Origin of the sequence: Rhizobium sp. 2YAF20 (assembly GCF_052114685.1) — a bacterium.
GTDB lineage: Bacteria > Pseudomonadota > Alphaproteobacteria > Rhizobiales > Rhizobiaceae > Rhizobium.
Genome location: NZ_JBFRFF010000002.1, coordinates 268,631 through 282,037, shown reverse-complemented (window position 1 = coordinate 282,037; position 13,407 = coordinate 268,631). Strand labels below are relative to the sequence as shown.

Sequence of the window (13,407 nt, the reverse complement as noted above, 5' to 3'; positions counted from 1 at the left end):
CGAGCCGCCGACCGGGACCCTGAATAAGGTATAAAACGATCCCGGAGGTCCACACCCGACAGCGCGCTGCGCCCTCGGGTGCTTTTTGGCTTTGCGTCTTGTTTTCGTCAAGGAAAAGAACAACGTTTCTGACTATCCCCGGATAGATTTGAAGCGACGAAGGAAGAGCTGATGTTTGAAAACCTCCAGGACCGTCTGAGTTCCATTCTGAATGGACTGACCGGCCGTGGCGCCTTGTCGGAAGCCGATGTTTCCGCAGCGCTGCGCGAGGTTCGCCGTGCGCTGCTCGAGGCCGACGTAGCGCTCGACGTTGTGCGCTCCTTCACCGACCGCGTTCGCGAAAAAGCCATCGGCGCAGAAGTCCTGAAGTCGATCAAGCCCGGGCAGATGGTGGTCAAGATCGTCCATGACGAGCTGATCGAGATGCTTGGCTCCGAGAGCGTCGGCGTCGATCTGCATGCGGCAGCGCCCGTCGTCATCATGATGGTCGGCCTGCAGGGCTCGGGCAAGACAACGACTTCTGCCAAGATCGCCCACCGCCTGATGACGCGCGAGCGCAAGAAGGTCCTGATGGCCTCGCTCGACACGCGTCGGCCGGCGGCCCAAGAACAGCTCCGTCAGCTCGGCGTCCAGGGCAATATAGACGTTCTTCCGATCATCGCCGGCCAGTCGCCGACCGATATCGCCTCGCGTGCCGTCCAGGCGGCAAGGCTCGGCGGCCATGACGTCGTCATCCTTGACACGGCCGGCCGTACGCATATCGACGAGCCGCTCATGGTTGAGATGGCGGAGATCAAAAAGAAGTCCAATCCGCACGAAATTCTGCTGGTCGCCGACAGCCTGACCGGTCAGGACGCCGTCAATCTCGCCCGCAATTTCGACGAGCGCGTCGGCATCACCGGCCTAGTTCTGACCCGCATGGACGGTGACGGCCGCGGCGGTGCTGCCCTGTCGATGCGCGCCGTGACCGGCAAGCCGATCAAGCTCATCGGCGTCGGCGAAAAGATGGGCGAGCTCGAAGAGTTCCACCCGCGCCGCATCGCCGACCGTATTCTCGGCATGGGCGACATCGTCTCCCTCGTCGAGCGGGCAGCTGAAAACATTGATGCCGAAAAGGCCGCCGCCATGGCCGCCAAGATGGCCAAGGGCAAGTTCGACCTCAACGACCTTGCCGACCAGCTGCGCCAGATGCAGAAGATGGGCGGCATGGGCGGCATCATGGGCATGATGCCCGGCATGGGCGGCATGAAGGACAAGATGGCTGCCGCCGGCCTCGACGACAAGCTTTTCGGCCGGCAGATTGCCATCATCCAGTCGATGACCAAGGCCGAGCGCACCAACCCCGACATCCTGAAGCATTCCCGCAAGAAGCGCATTGCCGCCGGCTCCGGCACCGATGCTGCCGCCATCAACAAGCTTTTGAAGATGCACCGTCAGATGGCCGACATGATGAAGGCGATGGGCGGAAAGGGCAAAGGCGGCATGATGAAGCAGATGATGGGCGGCCTTGCCGGCAAGATGGGTCTTGGTGGCATGGGCGGAATGGGCGGCGGCATGGGCGGGATGCCCGACCTGTCGAACCTTGATCCCCGTCAGTTGGAAGCCTTGCAGAAGCAGGCGGAAGCAGCCGGTCTCGGCAAGCCGGGCGGTATGCCGAACTTCGGCGGCGGCCTGCCGGGTCTGGGCGGCGGGGCCAAGTTGCCCGGCCTTGGCGGAGGCTTGCCTGGTCTTCCTGGATTGCCGAAGAAGAAGTGAAGAGGATCGCCTGACCCATGATTGATCCAGACGTCAAGACCCAGCTTGCAGGCTACCGCCAGTCGATCGACAACATCGACGCGGCCCTGGTGCATATGTTGGCCGAACGTTTTCGCTGCACCAAAGAGGTCGGCAAGCTGAAGGCCAAATTCGACCTGCCGCCGGCTGACCCGGCGCGCGAAGAATACCAGATCGAACGCCTGCGCCTTCTGGCAAAGGACGCCAATCTGGATCCGGATTTCGCCGAAAAGTTCCTGAACTTCGTCATCAAGGAAGTGATCCGGCACCACGAACAGATCGCCGCCGATTTCAAGGCGTGATCTCGACAGTTTGAAATGAACAACGCCGCAACGAAATGCGGTCAATGAAAAGTCTGAAGGAGTAAAGAAAATGGCACTGAAAATTCGTCTTGCTCGCGGTGGTTCCAAGAAGCGCCCGTACTACCACGTTGTCGTTGCCGACGCCCGTTCGCCCCGCGACGGCCGCTTCCTCGAGAAGCTCGGCTCCTGGAACCCGATGCTGGCCAAGGACGACGCAAAGCGCGTCGAGCTCAACGCCGAGCGCATCAAGCACTGGATGGACCACGGCGCACAGCCGACGGACCGCGTCCTGCGCTTCCTCGACGAAGCCGGCGTTGCAAAGCGCGAAACCCGCTCCAACCCGGAAAAGGCAAAGCCAGGCAAGAAGGCCCAGGAACGCATCGCCGAGCGCGCCCAGAAGGCTGCAGACGCTGCTGAAGCAGCTGCAACCGCATCTGCGGAATAATCCCGGCCAATTCCGGTCAACGGATTTGAAGCGGGTGGCATGGCGACATGCCGCCCGCTTTTTGTTTGCCATCCCCGGATGTTGCTCTATGAGAGGGATGATATTGAACCAACCAGTGACCAGGCCATGACAAAGCTCGAAAATCCGGTTCTGATGGCAACGATCGGCGGCGCCCAGGGGCTGCGTGGAGAAGTGCGGGCCCGTGCCTATACTTCCGACCCCTCGGCCCTCGGCGACTACGGCAACCTCCAGACCCTCGACGGCCGCAGTTTCGAGATTCTCGAAATCCGCCAGGCGAAAAACGTGGTTATCGTCCGCTTTCGCGGCATCAACGATCGCGAGGCGGCCGAGGCGCTGAATGGACTGGAACTCTATGTCGACCGGGACAACCTGCCGGACGATGAGCTGGACGAGGATGAATTCTTCTATGCCGACCTGGAAGGTCTGGAAGCGGTCGACGATACGGGGACCGGCTATGGCGTCGTCAGCGGCGTCTACGATTTCGGCGCCGGCGACCTACTGGAGCTGAAAGGTCCGGGCAAGCGCCCGGTGCTCATTCCTTTTTCGGAGGCTGCTGTTCTTGAAATCGACCTTGAACGCGGCAAGATCCTCATAGACCCTCGCGCGGCCGGCCTGATCGAAGATCCCAAGGATCAGATCGGCAAGGCGCAGAAGCCGTCGGGCAAGTCGAAGGGTTGATCCGGCGATGAGCTTCCGGGCGACTGTTCTCACGCTTTACCCCGAAATGTTTCCCGGCCATCTCGGGGCATCGCTTGCGGGCAAGGCGATGGAGCGTGGCCAATGGTCGCTCGACACCTTGCAGATTCGCGATTTTGCCACCGATCGCCACCGAACCGTCGACGACACACCTGCTGGCGGCGGTGCCGGCATGGTTCTAAAGCCTGACGTGCTTGCCCGTGCCATCGACCATGCCTGCGAGAACGACAGCCGTCCCCGTTTGTTGATGAGCCCGCGCGGCCGGCCGCTGACGCAGGCGCGGGTTCGCGAATTGGCGCAAGGTGAAGGCGTCGTCATTGTCTGCGGCCGCTTCGAAGGCGTCGACCAACGCGTTATCGACGGCCGACATCTCGAGGAAGTCTCGATCGGCGACTATATCCTCTCAGGGGGTGAACCAGCCGCGCTAACGCTCATCGACGCCATTGTCCGGATCCTGCCCGGCGTGATGGGCAACGATCTCTCCGGCCTGCATGAGAGCTTTGAGGATGGCCTGCTCGAGCATCCGCACTATACCCGCCCGCAGGAATGGGAGGGTCGCGAGATCCCCGCGGTGCTGACCTCGGGCAATCACGGCGCCATTGCCAAATGGCAGCGGCAAGAGGCGCTGAGGCTGACGAAGGAACGCCGCCCCGACCTGTTGGACAAGGCGGCCACCGCTCCAGACCCGCCAAAAGACGAACCGCCACGCTAGAGAGCGCCACAGGCCGCAAATTTCGGCATTCTCGTCGATAAAAATGACGTACAAGGGATGACAAACCCTGATGTTTCGTGTAACTGCCCACGCGGACATGGGTATTACCCGTCGACCAGCAAACAAAGAATAGCGAATTCGCTCCCGTCCGGAAGGACAAAATCCCGAGGCAACGACCAACGGATCATTGGCTGAGCGCTCTGGCTGTTTCAGAAAAACTAGAGGTTAGACCAATGAACATCATCCAGCAGCTGGAAGCCGAACAGGCCGCCAAGATCGAAGCTCAGCGCAAGCTTCCTGAATTTTCTCCGGGCGACACGCTTCGCGTCAACGTGAAGGTCACCGAAGGCACGCGTACCCGCGTACAGGCCTATGAAGGCGTTTGCATCGCCCGCTCCGGCGGCGGCATCCATGAGAACTTCACGGTTCGCAAGATCTCCTACGGCGAAGGCGTCGAGCGCGTATTCCCGGTCTATTCGCCGATGATCGAAAGCGTCGACGTCGTTCGCCGCGGTAAGGTCCGTCGCGCCAAGCTCTATTACCTGCGCGACCGTCGCGGTAAGTCTGCCCGTATCGTCGAAGACACCGGCACCCGCGCCCGCAAGCTGAACGACGCCGAGCGCCAGGCTTTTGCCGAGGAAAAGGCACGTCTCGAAGCCGAGAAGGTCGCAGCAGCTCAGGCTCTCGCAGCCGAGAAGGCAGCAGCTGAAGCCGCCGAAGCAAAGGCCGCCGCTGATGCAGCCGCTGCCAAGGCAGCAGAAGAAGCAGCCGCTGCCGCGGAACCCGCAGCAGAATAAGCTTCGACAAATTGAATTTCGAAAGGGCGGCTCTTAGGCCGCCTTTTTTGTTGGCGAGTTGGCCTGGAAAGGATTTTCCGGCTTTGTCCGAGCTTTGGATCGACGTTCCTCATTTTATGAGTTGCGCGATGCCAACCGGCTTGTCATCCCCTTGGCAAATATGACAGTTTCCTTTCGCGCTAATATGGGGAGATTTTCATGTCGCTACGCCGCTCGTTTCTGCTGGGCCTGACCGCCCTTGCCATGATGCCGTTTGCAACCTTCGCCGCAGATCTACCGAACCTTGCTGGCAAGAAGGTCATCGTCGTTACAGAAAATGCCTATCCGCCGCTGCAATTCGTCGACCCGAAATCGGGCAAAGCGATCGGCTGGGAATATGACGCGATGAACGAGATCGCCAAGCGGCTGAATTTCAACGTCGAGTACCAGAACACCAGCTGGGATGCGATGATCCAGGCGGTATCGGATGGCCAATACAATATTGGCATGACCGGCATCACCATCAAGGAAGACCGCAAGCAGAAGGTCGATTTCTCAGATCCCTACATGCGCTCGCAGCAATTCATGCTGGTGCGTGGCGACGAGAAGCGCTTCACCGATGCGAAGACTTTCGGTGCCTTCAAGGATGGCCTCGTTGGCGCCCAGCCTGGCACCACGCCCTTCTACACGGCCGTCTACGAGGTGCTCGACGGCAACGAGCAGAACCAGCGCATAAAACTGTTCGAGACGTTCGGCGCTACCGTGCAGGCACTAAAGACCGGCGACGTCGATACCGTCCTTACCGATGGGACCGCTGGCAAGGGCTACGTCGATGCATCGGGCGGTGCATTGAAGCTGATCGGCGGCCCACTTGGCGTCGAGGATTTCGGCTTCATCTTCCCCAAGGGCTCGGATCTCGTTGCTCCCGTCAACGCGACAATCGCCGCATTAAAGGCGGACGGCACGCTTGAGGCGCTGAACAAGAAATGGTTCGTCGACTACAAGATGGGCCAATGAGCCAGACCTCCGTAAAGATCGGAAGCCGCGGCTTATGACATTGCAGCCATCTCGCGGCGCAGACGCGAAGGGCGACTATCCCTGGTGGCTGGTTGCCCTCGTCCTATTGGCAATCGGCATTGCCGTCGTCATCGTCGTCAACGACATCTATGCACAAGTCTTCCTAACGGTCGTCAACGGTGTTTCTGTCACCGTCTTCGTGACCCTCGTCGCCTTCGTCATGGCGACGCTGCTGGGCCTCGCCATCGCGCTGCTTGGGCTTTCGGACAGCCTAGTGCTACGCCAGATCTCGCGCTTCTACATCGAGGTGATCCGCGGCATCCCGATGCTTGTGCTGTTGTTCTACGTTGCCTTCGTCGGTGCGCCGGCCATCGTCACGCTCTACAATTTCGCGACGGCGCCGCTCGTGTCCGCGGGCTGGGCGGAGCCGCTCCAGGTGAGGGAAGTCTCCCTGATGTGGCGCGCCATCATCGCGCTGACGGTCGGATATGCCTCCTTCATCGCCGAGATCTTTCGCGCCGGTATACAGGCGGTCGACCACGGGCAGATCGAGGCCGCAAAAGCACTCGGACTTTCACGCTATCATCGTTTCCGGCTGGTCGTCTTCCCGCAGGCGATCCGCGTCATCTTTCCGCCGCTCTCCAACGATTTCGTCTCGATGGTGAAGGATTCGTCGCTGGTTTCGGTCCTCGGCGTCGCCGACATCACGCAGATGGGCAAGGTCTACGCATCAGGTTCGTTCCGCTTCTTTGAAACCTACTCGATCGTCACCTACATATATCTTCTCCTGACGATCGGCCTCTCGCTTCTCCTGCGCGGGGTTGAAAAACGGATGCGCAAGGCGCCGGCGCGATAGAGCCGACACCGGTGCGTGCGAATGTCGTCATTGCCCAGTGCGTGAAAAATTGATAAGAGCGTCGCTTATGACAAGGATCATGGGGAAAAACGGACAGTATGTCCCGGTTTTCGTGCTGCAGGACCATAAGCGCCTGCCGGCCCGTTTCTTTGCGATGATTTCCGGCGCGCTCAACAGCCGACTTAGCTGATCTCGCCTGAGGCCGGCGGACCGGTTCCGCCAACTCCTGTTTTTCCATGATACCAATACGGATTTGTAGCCATGAGCGCACCCCGCACCCTTTACGATAAAATCTGGGACGATCACGTCGTCAACACCCAGGAAGATGGCACCTGTCTTCTCTATATCGATCGGCACCTCGTCCATGAGGTGACGTCGCCGCAGGCCTTCGAAGGTCTGCGCATGACCGGTCGCCGCGTCCGCGCGCCACAGAAGACGCTTGCCGTCGTCGACCACAATGTTCCGACCTCGCCTGATCGCCACCTCGGCATCAAGAACGAGGAAAGCCGCATCCAGGTCGAAGCGCTGGCCACGAATGCCGCCGAGTTCGGCGTTGAATACTATTCGGCAAGCGACAAGCGCCAGGGCATCGTCCACATCGTCGGTCCCGAGCAGGGCTTCACGCTTCCGGGCATGACCATTGTCTGCGGCGATAGCCATACGTCGACCCACGGCGCCTTCGGGGCTCTGGCCCACGGTATCGGCACGTCCGAAGTCGAGCATGTTCTGGCGACCCAGACGCTGATCCAGCAAAAGGCAAAGAACATGCTGGTCCGCGTCGATGGCCAATTGCCGCCGGGCGTGACTGCCAAGGACATCATCCTTGCCATCATCGGCGAGATTGGCACTGCCGGCGGCACCGGCCATGTCATCGAGTTCGCAGGCGAGGCGATCGGTGCGCTGTCAATGGAAGGCCGCATGACGATCTGCAACATGACGATCGAGGGCGGCGCCCGCGCCGGTCTTATCGCGCCGGATGAAAAGACATTCGAATACATCACTGGCAAGCCCCGCGCCCCGAAGGGCGAGCAGCTTGTGCAGGCGATCAAATACTGGAAGACGCTGCAGACTGACGAAGGCGCGCATTATGATCGCGTTGTCGTCCTTGACGCTGCCGCCCTGCCGCCGATCGTCTCCTGGGGATCATCGCCGGAAGATGTGATTTCCGTTCAGGGTATCGTTCCCGATCCGGACGAAATCCAGGACGAGAACAAGCGGACATCCAAGTGGCGCGCGCTCGACTACATGGGCCTGAAGCCGGGCACGAAGATGACCGACATCACGCTTGATCGCGTCTTCATCGGTTCCTGCACGAACGGCCGCATCGAGGACCTGCGCGAAGTCGCAAAGGTCGTCGAAGGCAAGACCGTGGCATCCACGGTTGACGCGATGATCGTTCCAGGCTCCGGCCTGGTCAAGGAACAGGCGGAAGCTGAAGGCCTCGACAAGATCTTCAAGGCGGCGGGATTCGACTGGCGCGAGCCCGGCTGTTCCATGTGCCTTGCGATGAACGACGACCGCCTGAAGCCCGGCGAGCGCTGTGCCTCGACCTCGAACCGCAACTTCGAAGGTCGCCAGGGGTTCAAGGGCCGCACCCATCTGGTGTCGCCGGCCATGGCCGCCGCTGCCGCGATCGCCGGCCACTTCGTCGATATTCGCGACTGGAAGTAAACGGACACAGCAATATTTCTCAGAGAGAAAGGCCGGCTCGTCCGGCCTTTTTCTATCTCTGCGAACCCATCCTCACAGTATCTGGCGCAACGCGCCGAACCAGCGGCCGACAAAGTCTCCGAAGAAATAGGGACCCAAACCCCATGCGCCCACCCATAAGGCCGCCCCGATCATATTGGCGATGACGAAGCGAAACCATGGCATGTCCATCGAGCCGGCAACCAGGCCGTTCAACTGCCGGAGAATGACGAAGAAGCGCGCGGTAACGACAATGAGTGCACCGCGCACGCGAAAAACCTCCTCCAATTTGTGCAGCCGTTCGGGCGTCAGCTTCACCAGCCAGCCATAGCGCTCGAGGATGGGGCGCCCGCCGAAACGGCCGATCAGGTAACCGGTGAAATCGCCGAGCACAGCTGCGACCCATACCACAAGGCAAACGTCGGCGATGGCAAGATCCTGTCGCGATGCAAGCAGCGACGCACTGACAAGTGCACTTTCGCCTGGCAAGGGCACGCCGAGCGATTCGAAATAGATAATGATGAAGAGGGTCAGCAATCCATATTGATGGAGGTAGGTGCCAATCGCCGACCAGGCGTCATGCAGGAAGCTCAAGCGATGGCTTTCATATTGAACGGAGAGAAGTCGGATGCCGATACTCCACTCTCGGCCTGGATACCAGAAGAGAGTGGATCGGCTTGTCAGATTAGAACGCTGCGGTCATCGGATCGGGCCCGATGCGACCCTTCGGCGTATCAAGCCGGGCGATTCGAGCCAGATCGTCGGCATCGAGCTTGAAGTCGAACACCTTCAGGTTCTCCTCGATCCGGCTTGGGGTGACCGATTTCGGGATGACGATCAGCCCATTGTCGATGTGCCACCGAATGACGACTTGCGCCGGCGTGCGGCCGTGCTTGGCAGACACCGCGCCGATGACCGGATTGGTCAGGAGATGGCCTTGGCCCAGCGGGCTCCAGGATTCGGTTCTGATACCCAGCTCCTCGTGGATGTCACGCAGGGCGCGTTGCTGAAAATCCGGATGCAGCTCGACCTGATTGAGGACGGGCGTGACGCCGGTTTCGCCGATGATGCGTTTCAGCTGCTCTGCGCCGAAGTTGGAGACGCCGATCGACTTTGCCTTGCCCTCCTCCTTCAGCCGCACGAAAGCCTTCCAGCTGTCGACATAACGGTCGCGCTTCGGCGCGGGCCAGTGAATGAGGTAAAGATCGACATAATTGGTGCCGAGCCGCTTCAGGCTCGCCTCCATCGCCCTCAATGTCTGATCGAAGCCCTGCGCGTCGTTCCAGAGCTTGGTGGTGAGGAAAATCTGCTCGCGCTCGACGCCCGACGTGCGAATGCCCTCCCCCACGCCATCTTCGTTGTTATAGATCGCCGCGGTATCGACATGGCGGTAGCCCGCCGCAATTGCTGTGCGCACGGTTGGAGCCGCGATATTCTCAGGCGTCCGCCAGACGCCGAGCCCAACCTGGGGGACGGAATTTCCGTCGTTGAAGGTGATTGAAAGTTGATCGGTCACAATATCTCTCCGAATGACTAACGCATCGTGGATCAGGGAAAAGCGCAAACGGCACGAACGGCCGAGACATCTATATAGGTCGCAGGCACGAGGATTAAAGTTTTCCGAGCAAGGAGAGCCACCGCTACAACACGCGAACGATCGTCCCTTTCCGCATGTATCGAACCAGACGCCGCATATTTTCAAGGCTAACCGCGATACATCCGGCGGTCGGCTCATAACCGGGCTTGATCAGATGAAAGAAGATTGCCGATCCGCGATTGCGGCGCCGCGACGTGATATTCCAGTCGAGCACGAGACAGATGTCATAGAGGCCGTCGCCGCGCATCATCTCCTCATGGCTGGCCTTGATCGGCCGCTTTACAAGCCTGTTGTAATTGGGATTTTCCGGCTGATCGCACCAGGACATCTCTTTCGCGATGCGCCGCATGGAAAGCGGCGTCGGCAAAGGCTGCAGCTTGTCTCCGCGGACAAAGCCGTAGAGCAGCGACATCGCCGCGATCGGCGTGGCGCCGTCGCCCTCCCGCTTCGATGCGCTCCTCCCGGCCCGACCGATCGCTGCGGGTACTGTGAAACCGCCAAACTGCACCAGCGCACGGCTTTGATTGCGCGGCGCAGGACGAACAAGGATCGTTGACGGGGTCTGACGACGCCCTTGCCTTGCTTTTTCCATCTTTCTCACATGTTTTTGCTTTGCGCGTGATTTCATTTGAAATCATAGCAGTTTCAAGGGGAGGACCAAGCCGCGGCCGTCGTCTCGCTTGCCAAAAACGCAATTTGGCGTAGGACTTTACTAGATCGAACCACGAGGACGAGATCCGCATGACCGCACGCACCATCCTATTGGTGGACGATGACAACGACCTCCGCGAAATGCTGGTGGAACAATTGTCGCTTTATGAGGAGTTCTCAGTCCTGCAGGAAGTCAACGCCGCTAAAGGCATCCAGGCGGCCCGCGCAACACCTGTGGATCTTCTGATCATGGATGTCGGGCTTCCTGACATGGATGGCCGCGAGGCGGTGAAGCTTTTGCGCAAAGGCGGCTTCAAATCGCCGATCATCATGCTGACCGGCCATGATACCGATTCCGATACGATCCTCGGCCTCGAAGCAGGCGCGAATGACTATGTCACCAAGCCGTTCCGCTTCGCCGTGCTCCTTGCCCGTATCCGCGCGCAGCTGCGCCAACACGAGCAGAGCGAGGATGCCACCTTCACCGTTGGACCCTATCTGTTCAAGCCTAGCCAGAAGCTCCTGACGACAGACGACGGCCAGAAGATCCGATTGACCGAGAAGGAAGCGGCAATCATCCGCTACCTTTATCGCGCCGACCAGAAGGTGGTCACGCGCGACATCCTTTTGGAAGAGGTCTGGGGGTACAATTCCGGCGTCACGACGCACACGCTTGAGACCCATGTCTACCGCCTGCGCCAGAAGATCGAGCGCGATCCGTCGAATGCCGAAATCCTGGTGACGGAAAACGGCGGCTACAAGATCATCCCGTAAGGCAGGAACCTGACGATGGCGCTAAACGACGACATCCGCCTGCTTTCGCACCTGCCGCTGTTTCAGGGCATGGGAGATGAACAGCTGCGCCTGATCGCCTTCGGCGCTGATCGACGCCATATCACTGCCGGCCAAACGCTCTTTCGCGAAAAATCACCGGCAGAATGCGCCTATGTGGTCACCGGCGGCAGCTTCGAGCTGACGACGCTCGACCAGAAGGGGGTCTCGCGCGTCGAGGCGGTCGTCCAGCCGGGTACGCTTCTGTCCGAGCTTGCACTTGTGACGCTGGTCGAGCGGAAATACACGGCGGTGGCGCTCGAGGATTCCGACGTCATCCGCATCACCCGCTCGCTCTTTCATAGGCTGATCGAGGAATATCCCGAGGCAGCAAGACTGATCGAGGGGCGGGTACGCGACAATTTCAACGCCATGGCAAAGCAGGCCGCGGCAATGCTTTACCGGTTTTCCTGATCGACGTCAGAGGTTGAAATGCGCCGTCACCGGCACGTGGTCGGACGGGCGCTCCCAACCACGCGCAGCCTTCAGGATTTCGATCCGCTGAAGCAGCGGCCCGAGATCCGATGACGACCAGATGTGATCAAGACGACGGCCGCGGTCGGCCTCTTCCCAATCCTTGGCGCGGTAGCTCCACCATGTGTAAAGCTTTTCGCTGGCAGGCACATGCTGGCGCATCAGATCGAGCCAGGCGCCGCGCTTCATGACCTCTGTCAACCCGTCGGTTTCGATAGGCGTGTGGCTGACGATCTTCAGAAGCTGTTTGTGCGACCAGACGTCCTGCTCGAGCGGCGCGATATTGAGATCACCGACGAGAATGGCCGAGGTATTCGGCTCCGCATCGGCATGCAGCCGCTTCATTTCCTCGATGAAATCCAGCTTATGACCGAATTTCGGATTGATCGCGCGATCGGGCTCGTCGCCACCGGCGGGAACGTAGAAATTATGCAGGCGAATGCGCCGCCCACCACGCTCGAAGATCGCCGAGATATGCCGCGCATCGCCAACGCCACAATAATCCTGCCGATGGTCCTCGACGAGCGGGATGCGCGAAGCGATCGCAACGCCGTGATAGCCTTTCTGGCCGTGGATAATGATGTGCTCGTAACCGAGCGCGCGCAGCGGCGACAGCGGGAAGAGATCGTTGCGGACCTTGGTCTCCTGCAGGCAGATGACATCCGGCCGATGCTGCATCACGAATTTTTCGATGATCGGCATACGCAACCGAACGGAATTGATGTTCCAGGTCGTGATCGAAAAACCCATACAGCACCCCTTGTACCCAGTTTGCGTCAAGGGTTTAGACCGCCGGAATGCGAAAGGAAACCGGCTCCGTGCAAAAATTGAAACAGGCGACATCGTGTCCCCACGATACCGCCTGCGAGAGGTCGGATAAGGCTCGGCGATCAACGTTTGCGGGCGTTGAGGTCGTTGTAGGGAATACGAAAAACGCTCTCGTCGAACGCGGTGTTGGACTTCACGTTGTTGATAATGACGGAGGTATCCTTGCCCTGGTTGTCGGTGACTGTCCATTGCCTGAGATCATAGGTCTTGGAATCGAACATCATGGTGATGGTCGAATCGCCGAAGATGGTCCGGCTGCCAAGCACGATCGTTGTCAGGTCGGGTTCGGTCTTGACGCTGCGAACCATGTCGGCCGACAGATCAATCTTGCTGGCAAGCAGCAGCGTCAGCGGCGTTTTCGACAAGGGATAGATGTCCCAGGTCTTAAGCTGGACGTTTCCGACGACGACATTGTTGCCGTCGGCGATAACGCGCATTGGCGACGGGTCGTCATAGTTGAAGCGCAGCTTGCCCGGACGCTCGATGAAGAACCTACCGCTCGTCTGCTCGCCGCGCGGCCCGAACTGCACGAATTCACCCTGCATGGTCTTCGTGGCCGAGAAGTGGTCGGCAATTTGCTGCGCAAGGCCCGATGTGCTAGCGGAGGCCTGGGCGAAGGCTTCGAGCGGGATCGCCGTGGCAACGGCTGCGATTGCGCAGGCGCCGAAAAAATCGCGCCGCGTCATCGTCCGGCGGCCTGAGAGTTGCGCCGAGGGGCGGACGTTCGTCTTTTTCATTC

17 protein-coding genes are annotated in these 13,407 nt (G+C 59.9%); 12 read left to right on the top strand and 5 right to left on the bottom strand.

Annotated elements, in window-relative coordinates; all coding sequences use genetic code 11:
* Positions 1-171 precede the first annotated feature (171 nt).
* From ffh to leuC, 10 genes are all read left to right on the top strand, one after another.
* Complete coding sequence (ffh, locus tag AB4Z52_RS05440; protein WP_442216884.1) at positions 172-1,755, top strand: signal recognition particle protein; 1,584 nt, start codon at positions 172-174, stop codon at positions 1,753-1,755.
* 17 nt (positions 1,756-1,772) lie between these two features.
* Positions 1,773-2,075, top strand: a complete 303-nt coding sequence (locus tag AB4Z52_RS05435) for a chorismate mutase (RefSeq protein ID WP_442216883.1) — start codon at positions 1,773-1,775, stop codon at positions 2,073-2,075.
* Between the two features lie 70 nt (positions 2,076-2,145).
* Positions 2,146-2,520, top strand: coding sequence for a 30S ribosomal protein S16 (gene rpsP / locus AB4Z52_RS05430; protein WP_442216882.1), 375 nt, complete (start codon positions 2,146-2,148; stop codon positions 2,518-2,520).
* 126 nt (positions 2,521-2,646) lie between these two features.
* Entirely contained in the window at positions 2,647-3,219 is a 573-nt protein-coding gene (rimM, locus tag AB4Z52_RS05425) for a ribosome maturation factor RimM (RefSeq protein WP_442216881.1), read from the top strand.
* Positions 3,220-3,226: 7 nt separating this feature from the next.
* Positions 3,227-3,949 carry a tRNA (guanosine(37)-N1)-methyltransferase TrmD gene (gene trmD / locus AB4Z52_RS05420; protein ID WP_442216880.1) on the top strand — a complete coding sequence of 241 codons (723 nt, stop codon included), beginning with the start codon at positions 3,227-3,229 and terminating at the stop codon, positions 3,947-3,949.
* A 233-nt stretch (positions 3,950-4,182) separates the two neighbouring features.
* Positions 4,183-4,746, top strand: coding sequence for a 50S ribosomal protein L19 (rplS, locus tag AB4Z52_RS05415; RefSeq protein WP_442216879.1), 564 nt, complete (start codon positions 4,183-4,185; stop codon positions 4,744-4,746).
* Between the two features lie 198 nt (positions 4,747-4,944).
* Positions 4,945-5,742, top strand: a complete 798-nt coding sequence (locus tag AB4Z52_RS05410; RefSeq protein ID WP_442216878.1) for a transporter substrate-binding domain-containing protein — start codon at positions 4,945-4,947, stop codon at positions 5,740-5,742.
* 34 nt (positions 5,743-5,776) lie between these two features.
* A complete protein-coding gene (locus tag AB4Z52_RS05405) occupies positions 5,777-6,598 on the top strand; it encodes an amino acid ABC transporter permease (RefSeq protein WP_442216877.1) in 822 nt (273 codons plus the stop codon).
* Positions 6,599-6,665: 67 nt separating this feature from the next.
* The gene (locus AB4Z52_RS05400; protein ID WP_442216876.1) at positions 6,666-6,788 is read left to right on the top strand and encodes a hypothetical protein; all 123 of its coding nucleotides are present in this window, start codon (positions 6,666-6,668) and stop codon (positions 6,786-6,788) included.
* 71 nt (positions 6,789-6,859) lie between these two features.
* Positions 6,860-8,269 carry a 3-isopropylmalate dehydratase large subunit gene (gene leuC / locus AB4Z52_RS05395; RefSeq protein WP_442216875.1) on the top strand — a complete coding sequence of 470 codons (1,410 nt, stop codon included), beginning with the start codon at positions 6,860-6,862 and terminating at the stop codon, positions 8,267-8,269.
* 72 nt (positions 8,270-8,341) lie between these two features.
* On the opposite strand, the gene AB4Z52_RS05390 is transcribed toward leuC, so the two are convergent.
* The 3 genes from AB4Z52_RS05390 to AB4Z52_RS05380 all read right to left on the bottom strand — a co-directional run bounded on the left by AB4Z52_RS05390 (position 8,342) and on the right by AB4Z52_RS05380 (position 10,476).
* The gene (locus AB4Z52_RS05390) at positions 8,342-8,881 is read right to left on the bottom strand and encodes a DedA family protein (protein ID WP_442216874.1); all 540 of its coding nucleotides are present in this window, start codon (positions 8,879-8,881) and stop codon (positions 8,342-8,344) included.
* Positions 8,882-8,972: 91 nt separating this feature from the next.
* Positions 8,973-9,803 (bottom strand): aldo/keto reductase, encoded by an 831-nt coding sequence (locus tag AB4Z52_RS05385; protein ID WP_442216873.1) that lies wholly within the window; start codon positions 9,801-9,803, stop codon positions 8,973-8,975.
* Between the two features lie 124 nt (positions 9,804-9,927).
* The gene (locus AB4Z52_RS05380; protein WP_442216872.1) at positions 9,928-10,476 is read right to left on the bottom strand and encodes a L,D-transpeptidase family protein; all 549 of its coding nucleotides are present in this window, start codon (positions 10,474-10,476) and stop codon (positions 9,928-9,930) included.
* Positions 10,477-10,625: 149 nt separating this feature from the next.
* Here AB4Z52_RS05380 and AB4Z52_RS05375 point away from each other — a divergent pair, with 149 nt between their 5' ends.
* Entirely contained in the window at positions 10,626-11,309 is a 684-nt protein-coding gene (locus AB4Z52_RS05375) for a response regulator transcription factor (protein WP_442216871.1), read from the top strand.
* A gap of 15 nt (positions 11,310-11,324) precedes the next feature.
* Complete coding sequence (locus AB4Z52_RS05370; RefSeq protein WP_442216870.1) at positions 11,325-11,780, top strand: cyclic nucleotide-binding domain-containing protein; 456 nt, start codon at positions 11,325-11,327, stop codon at positions 11,778-11,780.
* A gap of 6 nt (positions 11,781-11,786) precedes the next feature.
* On the opposite strand, the gene AB4Z52_RS05365 is transcribed toward AB4Z52_RS05370, so the two are convergent.
* Together AB4Z52_RS05365 and AB4Z52_RS05360 are read right to left on the bottom strand one after the other, a co-directional pair.
* Entirely contained in the window at positions 11,787-12,590 is an 804-nt protein-coding gene (locus AB4Z52_RS05365; RefSeq protein WP_442216869.1) for an exodeoxyribonuclease III, read from the bottom strand.
* Positions 12,591-12,730: 140 nt separating this feature from the next.
* On the bottom strand, positions 12,731-13,405 hold the full coding sequence (locus tag AB4Z52_RS05360) for an outer membrane lipoprotein carrier protein LolA (RefSeq protein WP_442216868.1): 675 nt from the start codon (positions 13,403-13,405) through the stop codon (positions 12,731-12,733).
* Positions 13,406-13,407: the final 2 nt, after the last annotated feature.

Excerpts from the sequence above, each read along its gene's own strand:
- ffh (WP_442216884.1), top strand. The coding sequence starts at position 172 with ATGTTTGAAAACCTCCAGGACCGTCTGAGTTCCATTCTGAATGGACTG.
- AB4Z52_RS05435 (WP_442216883.1), top strand. The coding sequence starts at position 1,773 with ATGATTGATCCAGACGTCAAGACCCAGCTTGCAGGCTACCGCCAGTCG.
- rpsP (WP_442216882.1), top strand. The coding sequence starts at position 2,146 with ATGGCACTGAAAATTCGTCTTGCTCGCGGTGGTTCCAAGAAGCGCCCG.
- rimM (WP_442216881.1), top strand. The coding sequence starts at position 2,647 with ATGACAAAGCTCGAAAATCCGGTTCTGATGGCAACGATCGGCGGCGCC.
- trmD (WP_442216880.1), top strand. The coding sequence starts at position 3,227 with ATGAGCTTCCGGGCGACTGTTCTCACGCTTTACCCCGAAATGTTTCCC.
- rplS (WP_442216879.1), top strand. The coding sequence starts at position 4,183 with ATGAACATCATCCAGCAGCTGGAAGCCGAACAGGCCGCCAAGATCGAA.
- AB4Z52_RS05410 (WP_442216878.1), top strand. The coding sequence starts at position 4,945 with ATGTCGCTACGCCGCTCGTTTCTGCTGGGCCTGACCGCCCTTGCCATG.
- AB4Z52_RS05405 (WP_442216877.1), top strand. The coding sequence starts at position 5,777 with ATGACATTGCAGCCATCTCGCGGCGCAGACGCGAAGGGCGACTATCCC.
- AB4Z52_RS05400 (WP_442216876.1), top strand. The coding sequence starts at position 6,666 with ATGACAAGGATCATGGGGAAAAACGGACAGTATGTCCCGGTTTTCGTG.
- leuC (WP_442216875.1), top strand. The coding sequence starts at position 6,860 with ATGAGCGCACCCCGCACCCTTTACGATAAAATCTGGGACGATCACGTC.
- AB4Z52_RS05380 (WP_442216872.1), bottom strand. The coding sequence starts at position 10,476 with ATGGAAAAAGCAAGGCAAGGGCGTCGTCAGACCCCGTCAACGATCCTT.
- AB4Z52_RS05375 (WP_442216871.1), top strand. The coding sequence starts at position 10,626 with ATGACCGCACGCACCATCCTATTGGTGGACGATGACAACGACCTCCGC.
- AB4Z52_RS05370 (WP_442216870.1), top strand. The coding sequence starts at position 11,325 with ATGGCGCTAAACGACGACATCCGCCTGCTTTCGCACCTGCCGCTGTTT.
- AB4Z52_RS05365 (WP_442216869.1), bottom strand. The coding sequence starts at position 12,590 with ATGGGTTTTTCGATCACGACCTGGAACATCAATTCCGTTCGGTTGCGT.
- AB4Z52_RS05360 (WP_442216868.1), bottom strand. The coding sequence starts at position 13,405 with ATGAAAAAGACGAACGTCCGCCCCTCGGCGCAACTCTCAGGCCGCCGG.